Source organism: Streptomyces sp. SID8352, assembly GCF_009862265.1.
Lineage (GTDB): Bacteria > Actinomycetota > Actinomycetes > Streptomycetales > Streptomycetaceae > Streptomyces.
On sequence record NZ_WWGX01000075.1, the window covers coordinates 52,794 to 66,491 of the forward strand.

Sequence of the window (13,698 nt, forward strand, 5' to 3'; positions counted from 1 at the left end):
GGGCGGCCCGGCGGCCTCAGCACGAGGTGAGTTGGGGCTCCTCCGGCGCGGGGCGGTTCATCAACGGCCGGAGGTGCCGGTTGTAGAGCGCGGACCAGCGCGAGGGCTCGCCCGAGGAACGGTCCATGACCGCCGCCAGCGCCTCGCACACCCGGCGGTGCAGCTCCGGCTTCCGGCGGTCCACCGCCACCCCGTAGCCCTCCTTCGAACCGCCCATGCTCTCCAGGGCCTTGGTCTTCGCGGAGTACTTGTGGGCGAGCCCCGCGACGATCACGTCGTCGGTGGCCACCGCGTACACGGCGGACTTCGGGTCCAGGAGATCCCGGACGCAGTCCTCGTACCCGGTCCGCAACGTCATCTGCCCGCCCAGGCCCTCCTGTTCGATCCACGGGACGTAGACCGACCGCCGGGCGGTGCACACCTGCGCGCTCGGGTCCCGCTGGAGGTCGCTGACGTCGTTGTAGCGCCGGTTCTTGCGCACCAGCATCCCCTTCAGCGCCTCGAAGTAGGGTCCGGCGAAAAGCACCTCGTCCTTGCGCTCGCGCTCGTCGCTGATGCTGTAGGTGGCGACGACCAGATGGACCCGGCCCGCGGTGAGGTACGCACTGCGGTTGTCCGAGGTGACCGGGTAGAAGGACACCTGGTCGTCGGTGTAGCCCATCTCGCGGGCGAGGGCCCGGGCGAGGTCGACCTCGAAGCCCCGGTAGACGACCCCGGTCCGCACGCTCAGCCCCGGCTGGTCCTCCTTGACGCCGATCCGCAGCTCTTTCGGCGAGTTGGCGGGAGTGGGCTCCCCGGGCTTCCCCTCCGAGGCGCCCTCCGCCGCCGGTCCGGAGCCGGCCGAGTCACCGTCCAACTGCTGCCAGGCGAACCATCCCGCTCCCGCGAGCAGCGCCGCGCAGACCACCGCCGCGGCCACGCGCAGCGGCCCCCGGCGCCGCCCGGCCCCGCCCGGACCGGCGGCGGGACCACCGGTCCCGGGCCCGGCCGTCTCCGGCGGCACGGACCGCGAGGGCGCCCCCGGCGCCGCGGGCCCCGGACGGACCGGAGCGGCCCGCGCGGCCGGGGTGTCCAGCGCCGCCGCGTCGTCGGTGACCGCCTGGAGCATCCGGTCGGCCTCGGCGGCGTCCGGGCGCCGGTCGGGGTCCTTGTCCAGGAGCGCCTCGATCAGCCCGGCGAGCGGTCCCGCGTACTTCATCGGCGGCACCGGCGCGTCCCGCACGGCGATGAGCACCTCGAACCCGGTGGCCCCCTCGAAGGGCCGCCTGCCCTCCACCATCTCGTACAGGGTGACGCCCAGCGACCACAGGTCGGAGGCGGTGGACGCCGGACGCGGTGTGGCCGGGGTGTGGCTGAGCAGCTCCGGCGCAAGGTACTGGGGCGTCCCGATGATCTCGTGGGACCGGGTGACCTGGACGGCGCCCTCGAAGGTGGCGATCCCGAAGTCCATGAGGAGGGCGCGCCCGTCCGGACGGAACAGGATGTTGTGCGGCTTGACGTCCCGGTGCAGGACGCCGGACTCGTGCACCGCGGCCAGCCCGCGCAGCACCTGGAGGCCTATGCGCGCGGCGTGGGGGACGGACAGCAGCCGCTGCTCGCGCAGCAGGTCCGCCAGCGAACGGGAGTTCAGCAGCTCCATCACGATCCAGACCTGGTTGCCGTCCTCGATCACGTCGTGGACGGCGACCACGTTCTGGTGCCCGATCCGGGCGATGGCCTGCGCCTCGCGGCGCGCCCTGCTCACCCAGGTGGCCTGCGCCGCGGGGTCCGCGGCGCCGGGGTACAGCAGCCCCTTCACCGCCACCTTGCGGTCCAGGCTCGCGTCCAGGGCCTCCCAGACCACGCCCATCCCACCGCGTCCGAGCTGGCGCTGCAGCCTGTAGCGGCCCGCGATCACCGTGCCCGGCCCGTCGCCCGGCCCGCCGGCCGTACCCTCGCTGCGCATCCGACCCCCATTGATTGTCGATACGGACAGCAACAGTAGACGCCTCGTCAGTTGAGCCGGTTCCGGACGGCGCGTCCGTGCCCCGGCCGCACGGGCCGGGACGGCCGCGGCGGTCGGCGGCCGGCCCGCCCGGGCCACGGGAGCGCCCCGGGGCCGCCGGACCGGCCCGGGGCGACCGCACGGCCGGCCCGCCCCGTGGCACCGGCCGCCCGCCCCGGTACGGCCCGGACGCCGCACGGACGTGCGACAGGTTGCCCGCCGTGCCCGGCCCGGAAACCCCGCCCGGCCCCCGGCCATGCGGGAGAGGAGCACGGCGGGGCGACCGCGCCCGCGTCCCGGCCGAGGAGCCCGCCCGGCCCGGCGGTTCCCGGCCCGGCGGGGCCCGGCAACTCACCGACGGAGCCGTGAAGCGGGCGGGCGGCCCCCCGGGCTCCTATCGTCACGTCCATGGAGCGTGAGCGGCCGGACGGGCGGCGGGCGGGACGGGACCGGGGAAGCCGGTCGCGGCGCTGCTACCTGGGGGCCGTCTGGTACCTGCGCGCGGTGGCGTTCGTCAACCTCCTCGCCGGGGTGTGGGTCTCCTTCGGCAACGACATCCGGCGCCACAACGACGACGAGTTCTTCACCCCCTACCTGCTGACCGCGGGCTTCTTCTCCGGCTCCGTCTCGCTCCTGCTGGCCGTCACCATGCGGCGCCGCAAACGCGCGGCGTGGCTGCTGAACCTGGTCCTCGCCTCCCTGCTGCTCGCCCTGGGCGTCGTGGCCCTCGGGCTGCCGGTGTACCGGCGGCACGGGCAGAACTGGGTCTCCGCCGTCGTCACCGCGCTCTTCGTCGCCTGCCTGGTCGCGGGACGCCGCGAGTTCCGCGCCAGGGGCGACCGGGCCAACCCGAGGCTGGCGGCCACCGTCGCGGCGGCCGGGTTCGCGGTCTGCTCCCTGACCGCCGCCGCGCTGGTCTCCGCCTCCAACACCGACCCGGACGCCTGGCGGGCCACCTTCTTCCAGCAGTGGCACTACGGCGTCCTCCGGATGCTCTCCCTCGCCTACGACGACGTCCACTACGGGGACATCGGCACACCCGTGGGGATCAACGTCCTGATCAACGTCATGAGCACCGCCCTGGTCCTGCTGGTCCTGTACGCGGCGTTCCGCTCCCGGCGCCCGGTCGACGCCATGACGGACGAGGACCGGCGGCGGCTGCGCGCCCTGCTGGAGCGGCACGGGGAGCGCGATTCCCTCGGGTACTTCGCGCTGCGGTCCGACAAGAGCGTCGTCTGGTCCCCCACCGGCAAGTCCGCCGTCGCCTACCGGGTGACCGGTGGTGTGTCCCTGGCGTCCGGTGATCCGATCGGCGATCCGGAGGCGTGGCCCGGCGCGATCGGCCGCTGGCTCGCCCAGGCCCGGGAACACGGGTGGACCCCGGCGGTGATCGGCGCCGGCGAGGAGGGCGGCACGGTCTACGCCCGGCACGGACTGGACGCCCTGGAACTCGGGGACGAGGCCGTCGTCGACCTCGACGACTTCACCCTGAAGGGCCGCGCCATGCGCGGGGTGCGCCAGGCGTACCACCGCATCGGCCGGGCGGGGTTCACCGTCCGGGTCCGCCGGCACGAGGACATCCCGCCGGAGGAGATGGCCGCGCTGGTCCGGCTCGCGGACGACTGGCGCGACGGCGAGACGGAACGCGGCTTCTCGATGGCGCTGGGCCGCCTCGGGGACCCCGGGGACGGCCGCTGCGTGATGGTGGTCTGCTACGACGGGGAGCGCCCGCGCGGGTTGCTCAGCTTCGTTCCCTGGGGCCGTGACGGGCTCTCCCTGGACCTGATGCGCCGGGACCGCCGCTCCGAGAACGGCCTCTTCGAGTTCATGGTGCTGAAGCTGACCGAGCATGCCGGGGAACTCGGCATCCGGCGGATCTCGCTGAACTTCGCCATGTTCCGCTCCGTCTTCGAGCGCGGCTCCCGGCTGGGAGCGGGCCCGGTGCTGCGCCTGTGGCGCTCACTGCTCGGCTTCTTCTCCCGGTGGTGGCAGATCGAGTCGCTGTACCGGGCCAACGCCAAGTACCGGCCGGTGTGGGAACCGCGCTACCTGCTCTTCGAGAGGAGCGCCGACCTGCTCCGCATCACCGTCGCCGGCGCCCGTGCCGAGGGTTTCCTCGCGCTCCCCGCCCTGCCGGAACGGCTCGGCGGGCGACGCGCGCGGAGCACGGTGCCCGAGCCGTGAGCCCCCGGCCGCGGGACCGTCGGCCCGGCACGGCGCCCCCGGGGCCCGGGGGCGTGCGCCCGGGACGGCGCGGCGGGGGAGACCGGGTGACGGGCTGTCGTCCCCCGCGGGACGGCGGGCCGGACGAGGGGGCCGCGCGGCCCGCGCCCACCGGGTCCCACCGGGCCGCCGGGGAGGGCGGCGGGCCCGCGCGCCGCGCGGTGGAGGCGGCGGCGGGCTTCGCGCGCCGGGAGTGGGGTCCGGTGTGGACGGCCGTGCGGACCGGCCTCGCCGGACGGGGGCCGCGGGCGATCCCGCTGACCCTCGTCTCGCTCTGCCTGATCGTCCTGCTCCAGGCCGCCCAGCGGCGGAGCCACTCCTGGGGCCACGGGCTGGTGGCGGACCTCGGCTTCGTCCGGGCGGGCGACCCGTGGTGGCTCGCGCTCGCGCGCACCCCGCTCTCCCTGTTCGTGCCGGCCGCGGACCTGCCGGTGTGGGGGGCCCTGGCCCAGGTGTTCGTGGTCCTGGGGATCGCGGAGGTCACCCTGAGGGTGCGGCGGACGCTGCTCGTCGCCTACGTCTGCACCCTCGCCGGGACCCTGTACGCCCGGATCGGGGTGGCGACGGGACCGGGCGGGCCGCTCGGCCTCCCCGCCGCCGACGCCGGGGTCGTCGACACCGGGCCGTCCAGCGCGGTCGTCGGCCTGGCGCTGGTGCTCTGCTGCCGCTTCCGCGCCTGGTTCACGGGGACCCTGGTCGTGGTGCTGATGGTGGTCGAGGCGGTGCTGAAGCCGAACCTCGCGGGCAAGGAGCACCTGGTGGCCGTCGCCGCGGCGGCCGCGCTCTGCGCGCTCCCGGCCCTGCGGGGGCGGAGGCGCGGCGGAGGCGGCGAAGGGTCCGGCGCGGCGGGCCCCCGTCCGCGCCGGACCGCCCGGCTCACCGCCGCAGCAGCAGCGAGGTCACGCGGAGCCGTCCGCTGTGGATCCAGACGTCGGAGTATTCGACGGGGCGGTCGTCGGCGAGGTAGGTGACCTGCTGGAGGTACTGGACGGGGGCGTGTTCGGGGAGGTCGAGGGCGTGGGCGACGTCGGGGGTGGCGGCTTCGGCGCTGAAGGTGCGGCGGGCGGTGGCGATCTTGAGGCCGTAGGTGCCCTCAAGGGTGCCGAAGAGGCTGGCGGTGGTGAAGTCGGTGCGTTCGATGCCGGGGGCGAGGTCGGTGCGGACGAAGTTGAAGAGGAGGGCGACGGGTCCCTGGTCGGTGCGGCGGACGCGGGCCAGGCGCAGGACGCGGGTGGCGGGGGTGACGTCGAGGAGGGCGGCGACGGGGCGGGGCGGGAGGATGAGGGAGCAGTCGTCGACGGTGGTGGTGGTGACGACGCCCTGACTGGCGAAGTCCTCGGAGAGGGTGGAGAGTTTCTGGGCGATGGCGGGTTCGATGGTGGTGGAGGTGACGAAGGTGCCGCGGCCCCTGACCTGGCGGAGCAGTCCCTCCTCGATGAGGGTGGTCAGGGCGCGGCGCAGGGTGCCCCGGCTGACGCCGAACTCCTGGGCGAGTTCGGGCTCGCTCTTGAGGCGGTAGTGCGCGGGCCACTCGCCGCCCGCGATCCGCAGCCGGATGTGCTCCGAGATCTGGACGTGGATCGCCGTGGGGACGTCCCGCTTGATACCGGGGAGTCCGCCCTTGTCGGCCGTCACGGTGGTCGCATCTCCTTCGCCGCTCGCACCGGAGGACGGGTGTCGCCCCGGCGTGGGTGCCGTGCCCCGGCCGCGCTCGGCGGCCGGGGCACGGCGGTGGTGCCCGTCAGTAGCTGACGGTGGCCTCGTCACCGGTGTCGGTGATGATCGCCAGTCCGGCGCTGGTCCCCAGCAGGGAGGCGCCCGCCCGCAGGAGATCCAGGCCCTGACGGTAGGTCTTGATCGAACCGGACGCCTTGACCCGGACACCTTCCCGCGCCCGGTCAACAAGGTAACCAACGCTGGCCGGATTCGCAGTCTCGATCTGGCCGCTGCTCGCGTTCTTGAGGAACGCCGCGCCCGCCTCCATGGCGAGTTCGACGGCGGCCTCCTTCTCCGCGTCGGTCAGCAGCGGCAGTTCCAGCATGACCTTGACGGGCAGGCCGGAAGCGCGCACGACGCCCGCGATGTCCTCGCGGAAGTCGTCGTAGCGGCCGCTCTTGAGCCAGCCCACCTGCACGCCCATGTCCAGCTGGTCGGCGCCCAGCCGGGCTATCTCGGCGGCCTCGGCGGCCTTGCCGGCGCTGGTCATGACGCCGACGGTCGGGAAGTCCAGCGCCGAGGCCACCTCGACGCCGGTGCCGCGCAGTTCGGCGACGACGACCGGGAGCCACGAGGCGGGGACCATCGCCGCGTTGAAGCCGTGGGTGACGGCCTCCCGGGCGTGGGCGACCATCTCGTCGAGGGTCGCGTCGGCCTCGATCTTGGTGTGCTGGATGAAGGGCGCCAGCTCGGCCGGTGACAGGGCCAGTTCGGCGCGGTTGACGGTGGTTTCGGACACGGGGTGATCTCCCTTGGGTGGATGGCGGCAGGAGCCGGGCGGATCGGCCGCCCGGGGTTCTCCTTGAGGTGCCGCCGCGAGTGGATGGCAACCGCCGGCGCCGTCGTGCGGGCCGGGACGGCTCAGACCTTGTCGGCGTACTGCTCCGGAACGACGACGCCCTCGCCGCCGAACCACCGGGGGGCGTCCACGCCGCAGTAGAGGCCGATGTTGCCCCAGGGCTCGAACGCCCCGGTGCGCACGACGGCCTTGGCCTCCCGGGCCAGCTCGCCGAGGACCTCCGCGTGCGGGCGGGTGGTGAACTCGGCGCCGGCGAAGCGCTCCTGGAGCCAGGAGTCGAGTCGCGGGTTGTGGCTCGGGACGTCCTCGGCGCGGACGACGCCCTCGACGACCAGTTCGTCGGCGATCAGGCCGAGGACGGTGCGCAGGTCGGGGAGGTTCTCGGCGAGGGCCAGGTCGATGCGGTGCGCGTCGCGCGGGACGGGGAAGCCCGCGTCGACCACGAGCAGCAGGTCGGTGTGGCCCAGGGTGCCCAGGACGCCGCTCAGTTCGGCGTTGAGGATGCCGGAGCGTTTCATGGTGGGGATTCCTTTCGGATGGTTCGTCGGGGCCGTGCGGTGCGGCGGTGGGTGACCCGGCGGCGCGGTCAGGCCGCGGCCGGGGTCGCCCCCGTCGCGAGGGTCATCACGGACTCCTCGGTGGCGTCGGCGGTGTCGACGACGGCCACCAGGCGGCCCTCGCTCATGACCGCGATGCGGTCGGTGAGGGTGAGCAGCTCGGGCAGGTCGGACGAGGAGCAGAGGATCGCCAGGCCCCGGTCCGCCAGCGCGGAGAGCTGGGCGTAGATCTCGGCCTTGGCGCCGATGTCCACACCGCGGGTGGGCTCGTCGAGGATCAGCACCCCGGGGTCGATGGCCAGCCAGCGCCCCAGCATCGCCTTCTGCTGGTTGCCGCCGGACAGACTGGTGATGGGCTGCGTCATGGTGGCCGTCTTGACCCGCAGCCGCTCGGCCTGTTCGGTGGCCGCCGCGTCGAAGGCACGGCGCCGGACGAGGCCGAGCCGGCTGAACGTCCGCGTGGTCAGGGCGCCGATGTTCTCGCCGACGCTCATGGTGGTCAGCAGGCCCTGGGCGCGGCGCTCACCGGGCACGAACGCCAGCCGGCGCTCGACGCTGGCGATCGGGTTGCGCCGCTCGTAGGGCGCGCCGAGCAGTTCCACGGTGCCGCCGGAGCCGGGGGAGCCGCCGAACAGGTTGTGCAGCAGCTCGACCCGGCCGGAGTCGGGCAGTCCGGCGACGCCGAGGATCTCGCCGGGCCGCAGGTCGAAGGAGACGCCCCGGTGCCGCCTGCCGCTCAGCTCCCTGACCTTCAGGGCCGGTTCGGCGGCCGGTGCGGCGCTGTTCCCGGCCCGGCGGGTGAAGCCGCCCAGCTCCCGGCCGACCATGGCGGCGACCGCCTGGTCGGGGGTGGTGTCCGCGCTGCGCCAGGAGGCGACGTGGCCGCCGTCCCGCAGCACCTGGATGTGGTCGGCCAGCCGGAACACCTCGGGCATGCGGTGCGAGACGTACAGCATGGTCGTGCCGGCCGCCTTGAGCCGGTCCATGAGGGTGAACAGCCGGTCGGCCTCGGCGGGGGTGAGCATCGCCGTCGGCTCGTCCAGGATGAGGACGCGGCAGCCCCGGGCGATGGACCGGGCCACCACGATGAGCTGCTGGGTGGCCAGGTCCAGCGTGCGGACGGAGGCGTTCGGGTCCAGATCCAGGTCGAGTTCGGCGAGCAGCTCGGCCGTGCGCTCCAGCATCCGGCGCCGGGAGGGGAACAGGCGGTTGCCCGGCTCGACGCCGCTGAGCACGTTCTCGGCCACCGTGCGGTCGGGCAGCAGCGACAGTTCCTGGGGGACGATCGCCACGCCGTGCCGGCCGAGCATGGCGGCCGGTTCGAAGGAGGTGACCTCCTCGCCGAAGACGGTCACACCTCCCTCGCTGGGCGGCTGGAGACCGGCGAGGATCTTCAGCAGGGTGGACTTCCCGGCGCCGTTCTCGCCGAGAAGGGCCGTGATCTCGCCCGCCGGGACGTCGAAGGAGACATCGCGCAGGGCGCGTACCGGGCCGAAGTTGCGGGAGAGCCCGCGGATCTGGACGGCCGGCCCGCCGGCGGCCGGGACCGCGGTGCGGTCCGGGCCCCCGGGGGAGGCGTCGCGGGGGGCGAGGGTCATCAGTCCTCCACGGTGGCGTCGGCGAGGTTGTCACGGGTGATGAACTGCGCCCCCGTGTCCACGCCGGTGATCTCGGTGCCCTTGGTGACGAAGTCGTGCAGCACCTTGACGGCCTGGTAGCCCTGCTCGGACGGGTTCTGGCTGATGCTGAAGTCCAGGACGCCGCGCTTGATGTACTCGGCGGTCTGGGTGAGCAGGTCGAAGCCGCCCATGGTGATGGAGTCGGCCTTGCCGGACTGGGCCACCCACTTGGCGGCGGCCGTGGTGGAGCAGCAGTCCAGTCCGGCGACGGCGGCCACGTTGGACTGGCCGGACATGGTCGACTCGACGGTGTTGTAGGCGCTGCTGGGCTCGTTGCCGACGTTGACCGGGCCGACGATCTTCAGCCCGCTGCCCTCCATGCCCTCCTTGAAGCCGTTGAAGCGGTCGTGGGACCAGCCGGCTCCGGTGTCGACGGAGAACACGACGACGGACTTGCCGTTGACGTTGCCCTTCAGACCCTTGCGGAGCTGCTCGGCCTGGGACTTGCCGGAGCCCTTGAGGTCCTGGCCGACGAAGCCCATCTGCTGCGAGTCGGGGTTGTCGGTGTTGAAGGAGATGATCGGGATGCCCGCCTTGTACGCCTGGCCGATCACCGGCTTGAGGGCGTCGCTGGAGGCGGAGGAGACGGCGAGGCCGTCCACGGCCTTCTGCTGGATGAGCGTCTGGATCTCGGAGACCTGCTTGGCCGCGTCACCGCCCGTGGGGCCGATCAGCGAGACCTCCGCGCCGAACTCCTTGCCCGCCTTCTTCATGCCGGCGCCGATCGGGGTGGCGAAGGCGAGGGACGGGTCGTGGTAGCTGAGCTTGATGCGCAGCGGCTTGTCGTCGTCGACCCGCTTCTGGATGTACGGGGCGAGCTTGAAGCCGCCGTCGTCCGAACCGCTGGTGGCGTCGTCGCTGGTGATGGCGCCGCAGCCGGTGAGGGCGAGGGCCGTGGCGGCGGCCGTGGCGGCGGTGAGGGTTCTGAGGAGGGTGCGCGGGGACATCGTTGCTCCTGCGTGGGTCCGTGGGACGGGGAGGGTGCGGGGGAGGGGTGCCGCGAAGGGCGGCGGGTGCCCGTGCGGGGGGTGTGCGCGGGCCGCGGGGAGGGACGGTGCCGGGTGGGGACCGGGGGTCAGGCGCGCGTCTTGCGCTTGCGCTGCCAGGTGTCGGCCGCGACGGCGGCGACGATCACGAGACCGGTGACGACGGTCTGCCAGAAGGACGAGATGCCCTTGATGTTGAGGATGTTCTGGAGCAGTCCGATGAAGGCGACACCGATGACGGTGCCCCACATGGTGCCCGATCCGCCGAAGAGGGCGGCACCGCCGATGATGACGGCGGAGATGACGGTCAGTTCGAGACCCTGGCCGGTCACGCCCTGCACGTAGGAGAGGAAGGAGAGGCCGAGGACACCGGCGAGGCCCGCGGTGAAGCCGGAGAGGACGAACGCGGTGAGCTTGACCCGCTTGACGTTGACACCGACCAGCCGGGCGGCCTCCTGGTTGCCGCCGACCGCGTAGGTGTTGAAACCGAAGCGGGAGCGGGCGAGCAGGACGACACCGATGGCGGCGACGGCGGCGAAGAAGACGAACTGCATGGGGATCAGCCCGAACAGCCGCCCCTGGCCGAGGAGGTTGAACTCCGCGACCCCGGGCTGCGAGGAGCTGAGCGAGATCGGGGCGCCGTCGGAGATGAGCAGGGCGACACCGCGGAAGACGCTGAGCGTGCCCAGGGTGACGATGAACGACGGCACCCCCAGCAGGACCACGGCCAGGCCGTTGAAGAGTCCGGCGAGGACACCCACCAGCAGGCCCACCGCCATCGCCGCCGGCCAGCTCCAGCCGTCGGAGATCAGCATGCCGGTGGAGATCGCGGACAGCGCGTAGGTGGAGCCGACGGAGAGGTCGATCTCGCCGTTGAGGATGACGAAGGTGGCCCCGACGGCCATGATGCCGATCTGCGCGATCTGCTGGCCCACCGAGAGCAGGTTGTCGGACTGGGCGAACGTCGGCGAGAGCACGGTGCCCAGCAGGAAGAGCAGCACGAGGGCGGCGAACACACCGGCCTCCCGCGCGTGCAGCAGCCTGCGCAGGGCGAGCGGGAGCCGCTGGGCCGGAGTGTCGGGCGACGGTGCCGCGGGGACGGGCGGCTTGGTGGCGGTCGAGGTCACGAGGCGTTTCCAATCAAGGCGTTCAGCTGGGCTCTGGTGGGCAGGGCGGGGACGACGCCCGCGATCGACACGGTGTGGGCACCGGCGGCGGCGGCGAACTCGACGGCCCGTTCGACGGGTTGGCCCTCGGCCAGAGCGACGGCGAAGGCGGCGGTGAAGGAGTCGCCGGCGCCGGTGGTGTCGACGACGGCCCGCGCCGGACGCGCGGGCACCGGGGAGGTGCCGCTGGACCGGGCGACCAGGGCGCCCTCCCCGCCGCGGGTGATGACGACGACACCTCCGGTGCGCTCCTGGAGCGCCCGGGCCAGCTCCTCGTCACCGAGTCCGTGGTCCTCGGCGAGGCCCAGGAGGACGGGGGCCTCGGTCTGGTTCGGGGTGAGGACGTCGATGAGGGACCAGCTCTCCTCGGGCAGCGGCCGGGCCGGCGCCGGGTTGAGGAGGGTCGGGGTGCCGCTCTCCCGGCCCACCCGGAGGGCGGCCAGCACGGCCTCCTCCGGGATCTCCATGGAGACGACGAGGACGTCGGCGGAGGCGATCTCGGCGCGGAACGCCTCGACGGCGGCGGCGTCCAGCTCGTCCAGGGCGCCGGGCGCGATGGCGATGCGGTTCTCGCCGGACGGCTCGACCAGGATGAATCCGACCATGGTGGGGGCCTTCGCGGTGACCACGTGCTCGGCGCCGACGCCCTCGCGCCGCCACAGTTCGTGCGCCGCGCGGCCGAACTCGTCGTCGCCCACCGCGGTGAGCAGGGAGACCTCGGCACCCAGCCGGGCGGCACCGATGGCCTGGTTGCTGCCCTTGCCGCCGGCGCCCGAGTCGAACACCCCACCCGAGAGGGTCTCGCCGGCCGCGGGAGCCTTGGGGACCCGCATGGTCAGCCCGGCTCCGTAACTTCCGACAACCACGATCTTCATCGGCACACCGCTTTGTGTATGGACAACCATGGACAAGGCAGATCGTAGGTATAGGGATGTCCATAGTCAATGGTTCCGGTGAACGTCAGTTTTCAGACATCCCACCGAAGTGCGCCCGGATGGTGCGTACACGCCTCCGTCCCCCCGTACGGCCCCCGCGTCGCCGCCCGTTCGGCACCTCCGCGAACCGCGGCCGCCGGCCCCCGCGGAGCGCCCGCGGGGGATGATGCGGAGGCGTTCCGGAAGCCGGTTGGGACCGGGTGCCGCACGGGTCCGGACGGCCCGGGGCCCTTTCCGGCGGGGCCGGGCCTCCCGGGGGACGGGGCGCCGCTCTCCGCGCCGGGCGCGTCGCCCCAGGTGTGCGCGGGGCCGCCGGCCGGGGTCCACGCGTGAGAACAAGCCGATCGAACGCCTTTCGTTGACACGCTTTTCGACCCGTTCCTAGGTTGGGTGTATCCGGAACCGGAATGGAGTGGGCGGCGGCCGCCCGCGTCCCGGTGGCCGAGGGGAGACGGTGGTGGAGCGGGGACATGGCCCTGGCGCGCGCACGGTCGTCGTCGGTGCGCTCGGGGACTCGGTGTCCCCGGTCGACAGCTTCCTGATGGCCATGCGCCTGGGCTGCCGGGGCGTCCGCGCCGTCAACCTCGGCACGGGGGTCACCCTCGACCGCGCGGCGGCCGAACTGGAGTGCCGCGACGAGGCCGAGGCACTGCTCCTCCTCTGCGGCGACGATCCCGCCACCGTCGCGCGACAGCTCTCGGGCCTCGGTGAACTGGTGGCCACCGGGGGCGTCACCCGCCCGGTCCTCGTGGGCGGGACCGGCGCCGGGTCCTGGCGGGAACTGCTGACGATCGCCGGAGGCCTCCGGCGCGCCGGTGTCACCCAGGTGCTCGCGGACCTGGCCGACGCCGCTCATCTGCTCCCCGTGTACGGGCGGCCGGTGCGTGATCTGCCGCTCCCGGCCCACGAGTCGCCGCCGGTCCCCAGGGTCGCCTGACGGTTCCGGGGCCGCCCGGCGTTCCCGGTGCCGCCCGGTGCTGCCGCGGAAGCGGTGTCCGGCCGGGCCTCCGCCCGTGCCGTGGCCTCCCCGTTGGCGTGCCCGTTCGGCGGCCCGGGCGGAGCGGGTGCCGGCACAGGGCGTCCGCGCGGGTGGGGGCGGCTGTCGTCGCGAACGCCCCTCGACCCCGGCCCCGTCGCCCGCGCGGGCCGTCCCCCGGTCGGGTCCACTGACCCTGACGATTCGGCCCCGCCACCCCGGCGGCGGTGCGTCCGGCGGGGGCGTCGCGTCCGGGGTCGCCGACATCGAGGCCCCCGGCCCCGCCGCTGCCCCGGGTCGCCCCGGTCCCGGCATCTCCCGTCCGGTGTGCGTCCGGCGGCCCCGGTGGGTCTCGCGGGCTCAGGCGTCCGGTCGTGCGGGGCCAGGGCCCGGCCCGCCGCCCACTCGTGCCGCACCGGCGGTCGTTCCGACCGTCATTCCGTGCCCCGGTGGGTGGTCGCGCCCGGTCCCGAAAGGTTTCACCTGCGCAGTAACCTTAGAACGGCTCGTACGTGCAGTGTGTTCAGTGTATTCTGAACAAACCAAAGGAGGTGGAGGCCGGATGGCGGGAACCGCGGGGCCCGGTCCGCGTGTCCGGACGCGCCGTCGGCCGGCCGCCGGTCCGCGGTCCGGCAGAGCGGACGCCCGGGCGGACCGCCGGGGCGCTCCCCGGCGGC

Annotated in this window: 11 protein-coding genes; 3 read left to right on the top strand and 8 right to left on the bottom strand. The window is 73.8% G+C overall.

The genetic code is table 11. From position 1 onward, the window contains the following. Nucleotides 1–16: 16 nt before the first annotated feature. Nucleotides 17–1,945, bottom strand: coding sequence for a serine/threonine-protein kinase (locus GTY84_RS23245; protein WP_161228318.1), 1,929 nt, complete (start codon nucleotides 1,943–1,945; stop codon nucleotides 17–19). A gap of 447 nt (nucleotides 1,946–2,392) precedes the next feature. On the opposite strand from GTY84_RS23245, the gene GTY84_RS23250 reads away from it, so the two are divergent. After that, a complete protein-coding gene (locus tag GTY84_RS23250; RefSeq protein ID WP_161228319.1) occupies nucleotides 2,393–4,168 on the top strand; it encodes a phosphatidylglycerol lysyltransferase domain-containing protein in 1,776 nt (591 codons plus the stop codon). Between the two features lie 200 nt (nucleotides 4,169–4,368). Continuing rightward, nucleotides 4,369–5,178 carry a hypothetical protein gene (locus GTY84_RS23255; RefSeq protein ID WP_345943505.1) on the top strand — a complete coding sequence of 270 codons (810 nt, stop codon included), beginning with the start codon at nucleotides 4,369–4,371 and terminating at the stop codon, nucleotides 5,176–5,178. On the opposite strand, the gene GTY84_RS23260 is transcribed toward GTY84_RS23255, so the two are convergent. From GTY84_RS23260 to GTY84_RS23290, 7 genes are all read right to left on the bottom strand, one after another. After that, the gene (locus tag GTY84_RS23260) at nucleotides 5,084–5,842 is read right to left on the bottom strand and encodes a GntR family transcriptional regulator (protein ID WP_161228320.1); all 759 of its coding nucleotides are present in this window, start codon (nucleotides 5,840–5,842) and stop codon (nucleotides 5,084–5,086) included. The genes GTY84_RS23255 and GTY84_RS23260 overlap by 95 nt on opposite strands. A 106-nt stretch (nucleotides 5,843–5,948) precedes the next feature. Further along, on the bottom strand, nucleotides 5,949–6,662 hold the full coding sequence (gene deoC, locus GTY84_RS23265) for a deoxyribose-phosphate aldolase (RefSeq protein WP_161228321.1): 714 nt from the start codon (nucleotides 6,660–6,662) through the stop codon (nucleotides 5,949–5,951). 122 nt (nucleotides 6,663–6,784) lie between these two features. After that, nucleotides 6,785–7,240: a D-ribose pyranase gene (gene rbsD, locus GTY84_RS23270; RefSeq protein ID WP_161228322.1), complete on the bottom strand. Its 456-nt coding sequence runs from the start codon at nucleotides 7,238–7,240 to the stop codon at nucleotides 6,785–6,787. 68 nt (nucleotides 7,241–7,308) lie between these two features. After that, nucleotides 7,309–8,877, bottom strand: a complete 1,569-nt coding sequence (locus GTY84_RS23275; protein ID WP_161228323.1) for a sugar ABC transporter ATP-binding protein — start codon at nucleotides 8,875–8,877, stop codon at nucleotides 7,309–7,311. After that, complete coding sequence (locus tag GTY84_RS23280) at nucleotides 8,877–9,905, bottom strand: substrate-binding domain-containing protein (RefSeq protein ID WP_161228324.1); 1,029 nt, start codon at nucleotides 9,903–9,905, stop codon at nucleotides 8,877–8,879. Before GTY84_RS23280 ends, GTY84_RS23275 begins: the two co-directional genes overlap by 1 nt. 128 nt (nucleotides 9,906–10,033) lie before the next feature. Continuing rightward, nucleotides 10,034–11,071, bottom strand: coding sequence for an ABC transporter permease (locus GTY84_RS23285; RefSeq protein ID WP_161228325.1), 1,038 nt, complete (start codon nucleotides 11,069–11,071; stop codon nucleotides 10,034–10,036). Next, entirely contained in the window at nucleotides 11,068–11,985 is a 918-nt protein-coding gene (locus tag GTY84_RS23290) for a ribokinase (protein ID WP_161228326.1), read from the bottom strand. The genes GTY84_RS23285 and GTY84_RS23290 overlap by 4 nt, the downstream gene beginning before the upstream one ends. A gap of 517 nt (nucleotides 11,986–12,502) precedes the next feature. On the opposite strand from GTY84_RS23290, the gene GTY84_RS23295 reads away from it, so the two are divergent. After that, entirely contained in the window at nucleotides 12,503–12,982 is a 480-nt protein-coding gene (locus GTY84_RS23295; RefSeq protein WP_161228327.1) for a hypothetical protein, read from the top strand. Nucleotides 12,983–13,698 lie beyond the last annotated feature (716 nt).

Excerpts from the sequence above, each read along its gene's own strand:
- GTY84_RS23245 (WP_161228318.1), bottom strand. The coding sequence starts at position 1,945 with ATGCGCAGCGAGGGTACGGCCGGCGGGCCGGGCGACGGGCCGGGCACG.
- GTY84_RS23250 (WP_161228319.1), top strand. The coding sequence starts at position 2,393 with ATGGAGCGTGAGCGGCCGGACGGGCGGCGGGCGGGACGGGACCGGGGA.
- rbsD (WP_161228322.1), bottom strand. The coding sequence starts at position 7,240 with ATGAAACGCTCCGGCATCCTCAACGCCGAACTGAGCGGCGTCCTGGGC.
- GTY84_RS23275 (WP_161228323.1), bottom strand. The coding sequence starts at position 8,877 with ATGACCCTCGCCCCCCGCGACGCCTCCCCCGGGGGCCCGGACCGCACC.
- GTY84_RS23280 (WP_161228324.1), bottom strand. The coding sequence starts at position 9,905 with ATGTCCCCGCGCACCCTCCTCAGAACCCTCACCGCCGCCACGGCCGCC.
- GTY84_RS23290 (WP_161228326.1), bottom strand. The coding sequence starts at position 11,985 with ATGAAGATCGTGGTTGTCGGAAGTTACGGAGCCGGGCTGACCATGCGG.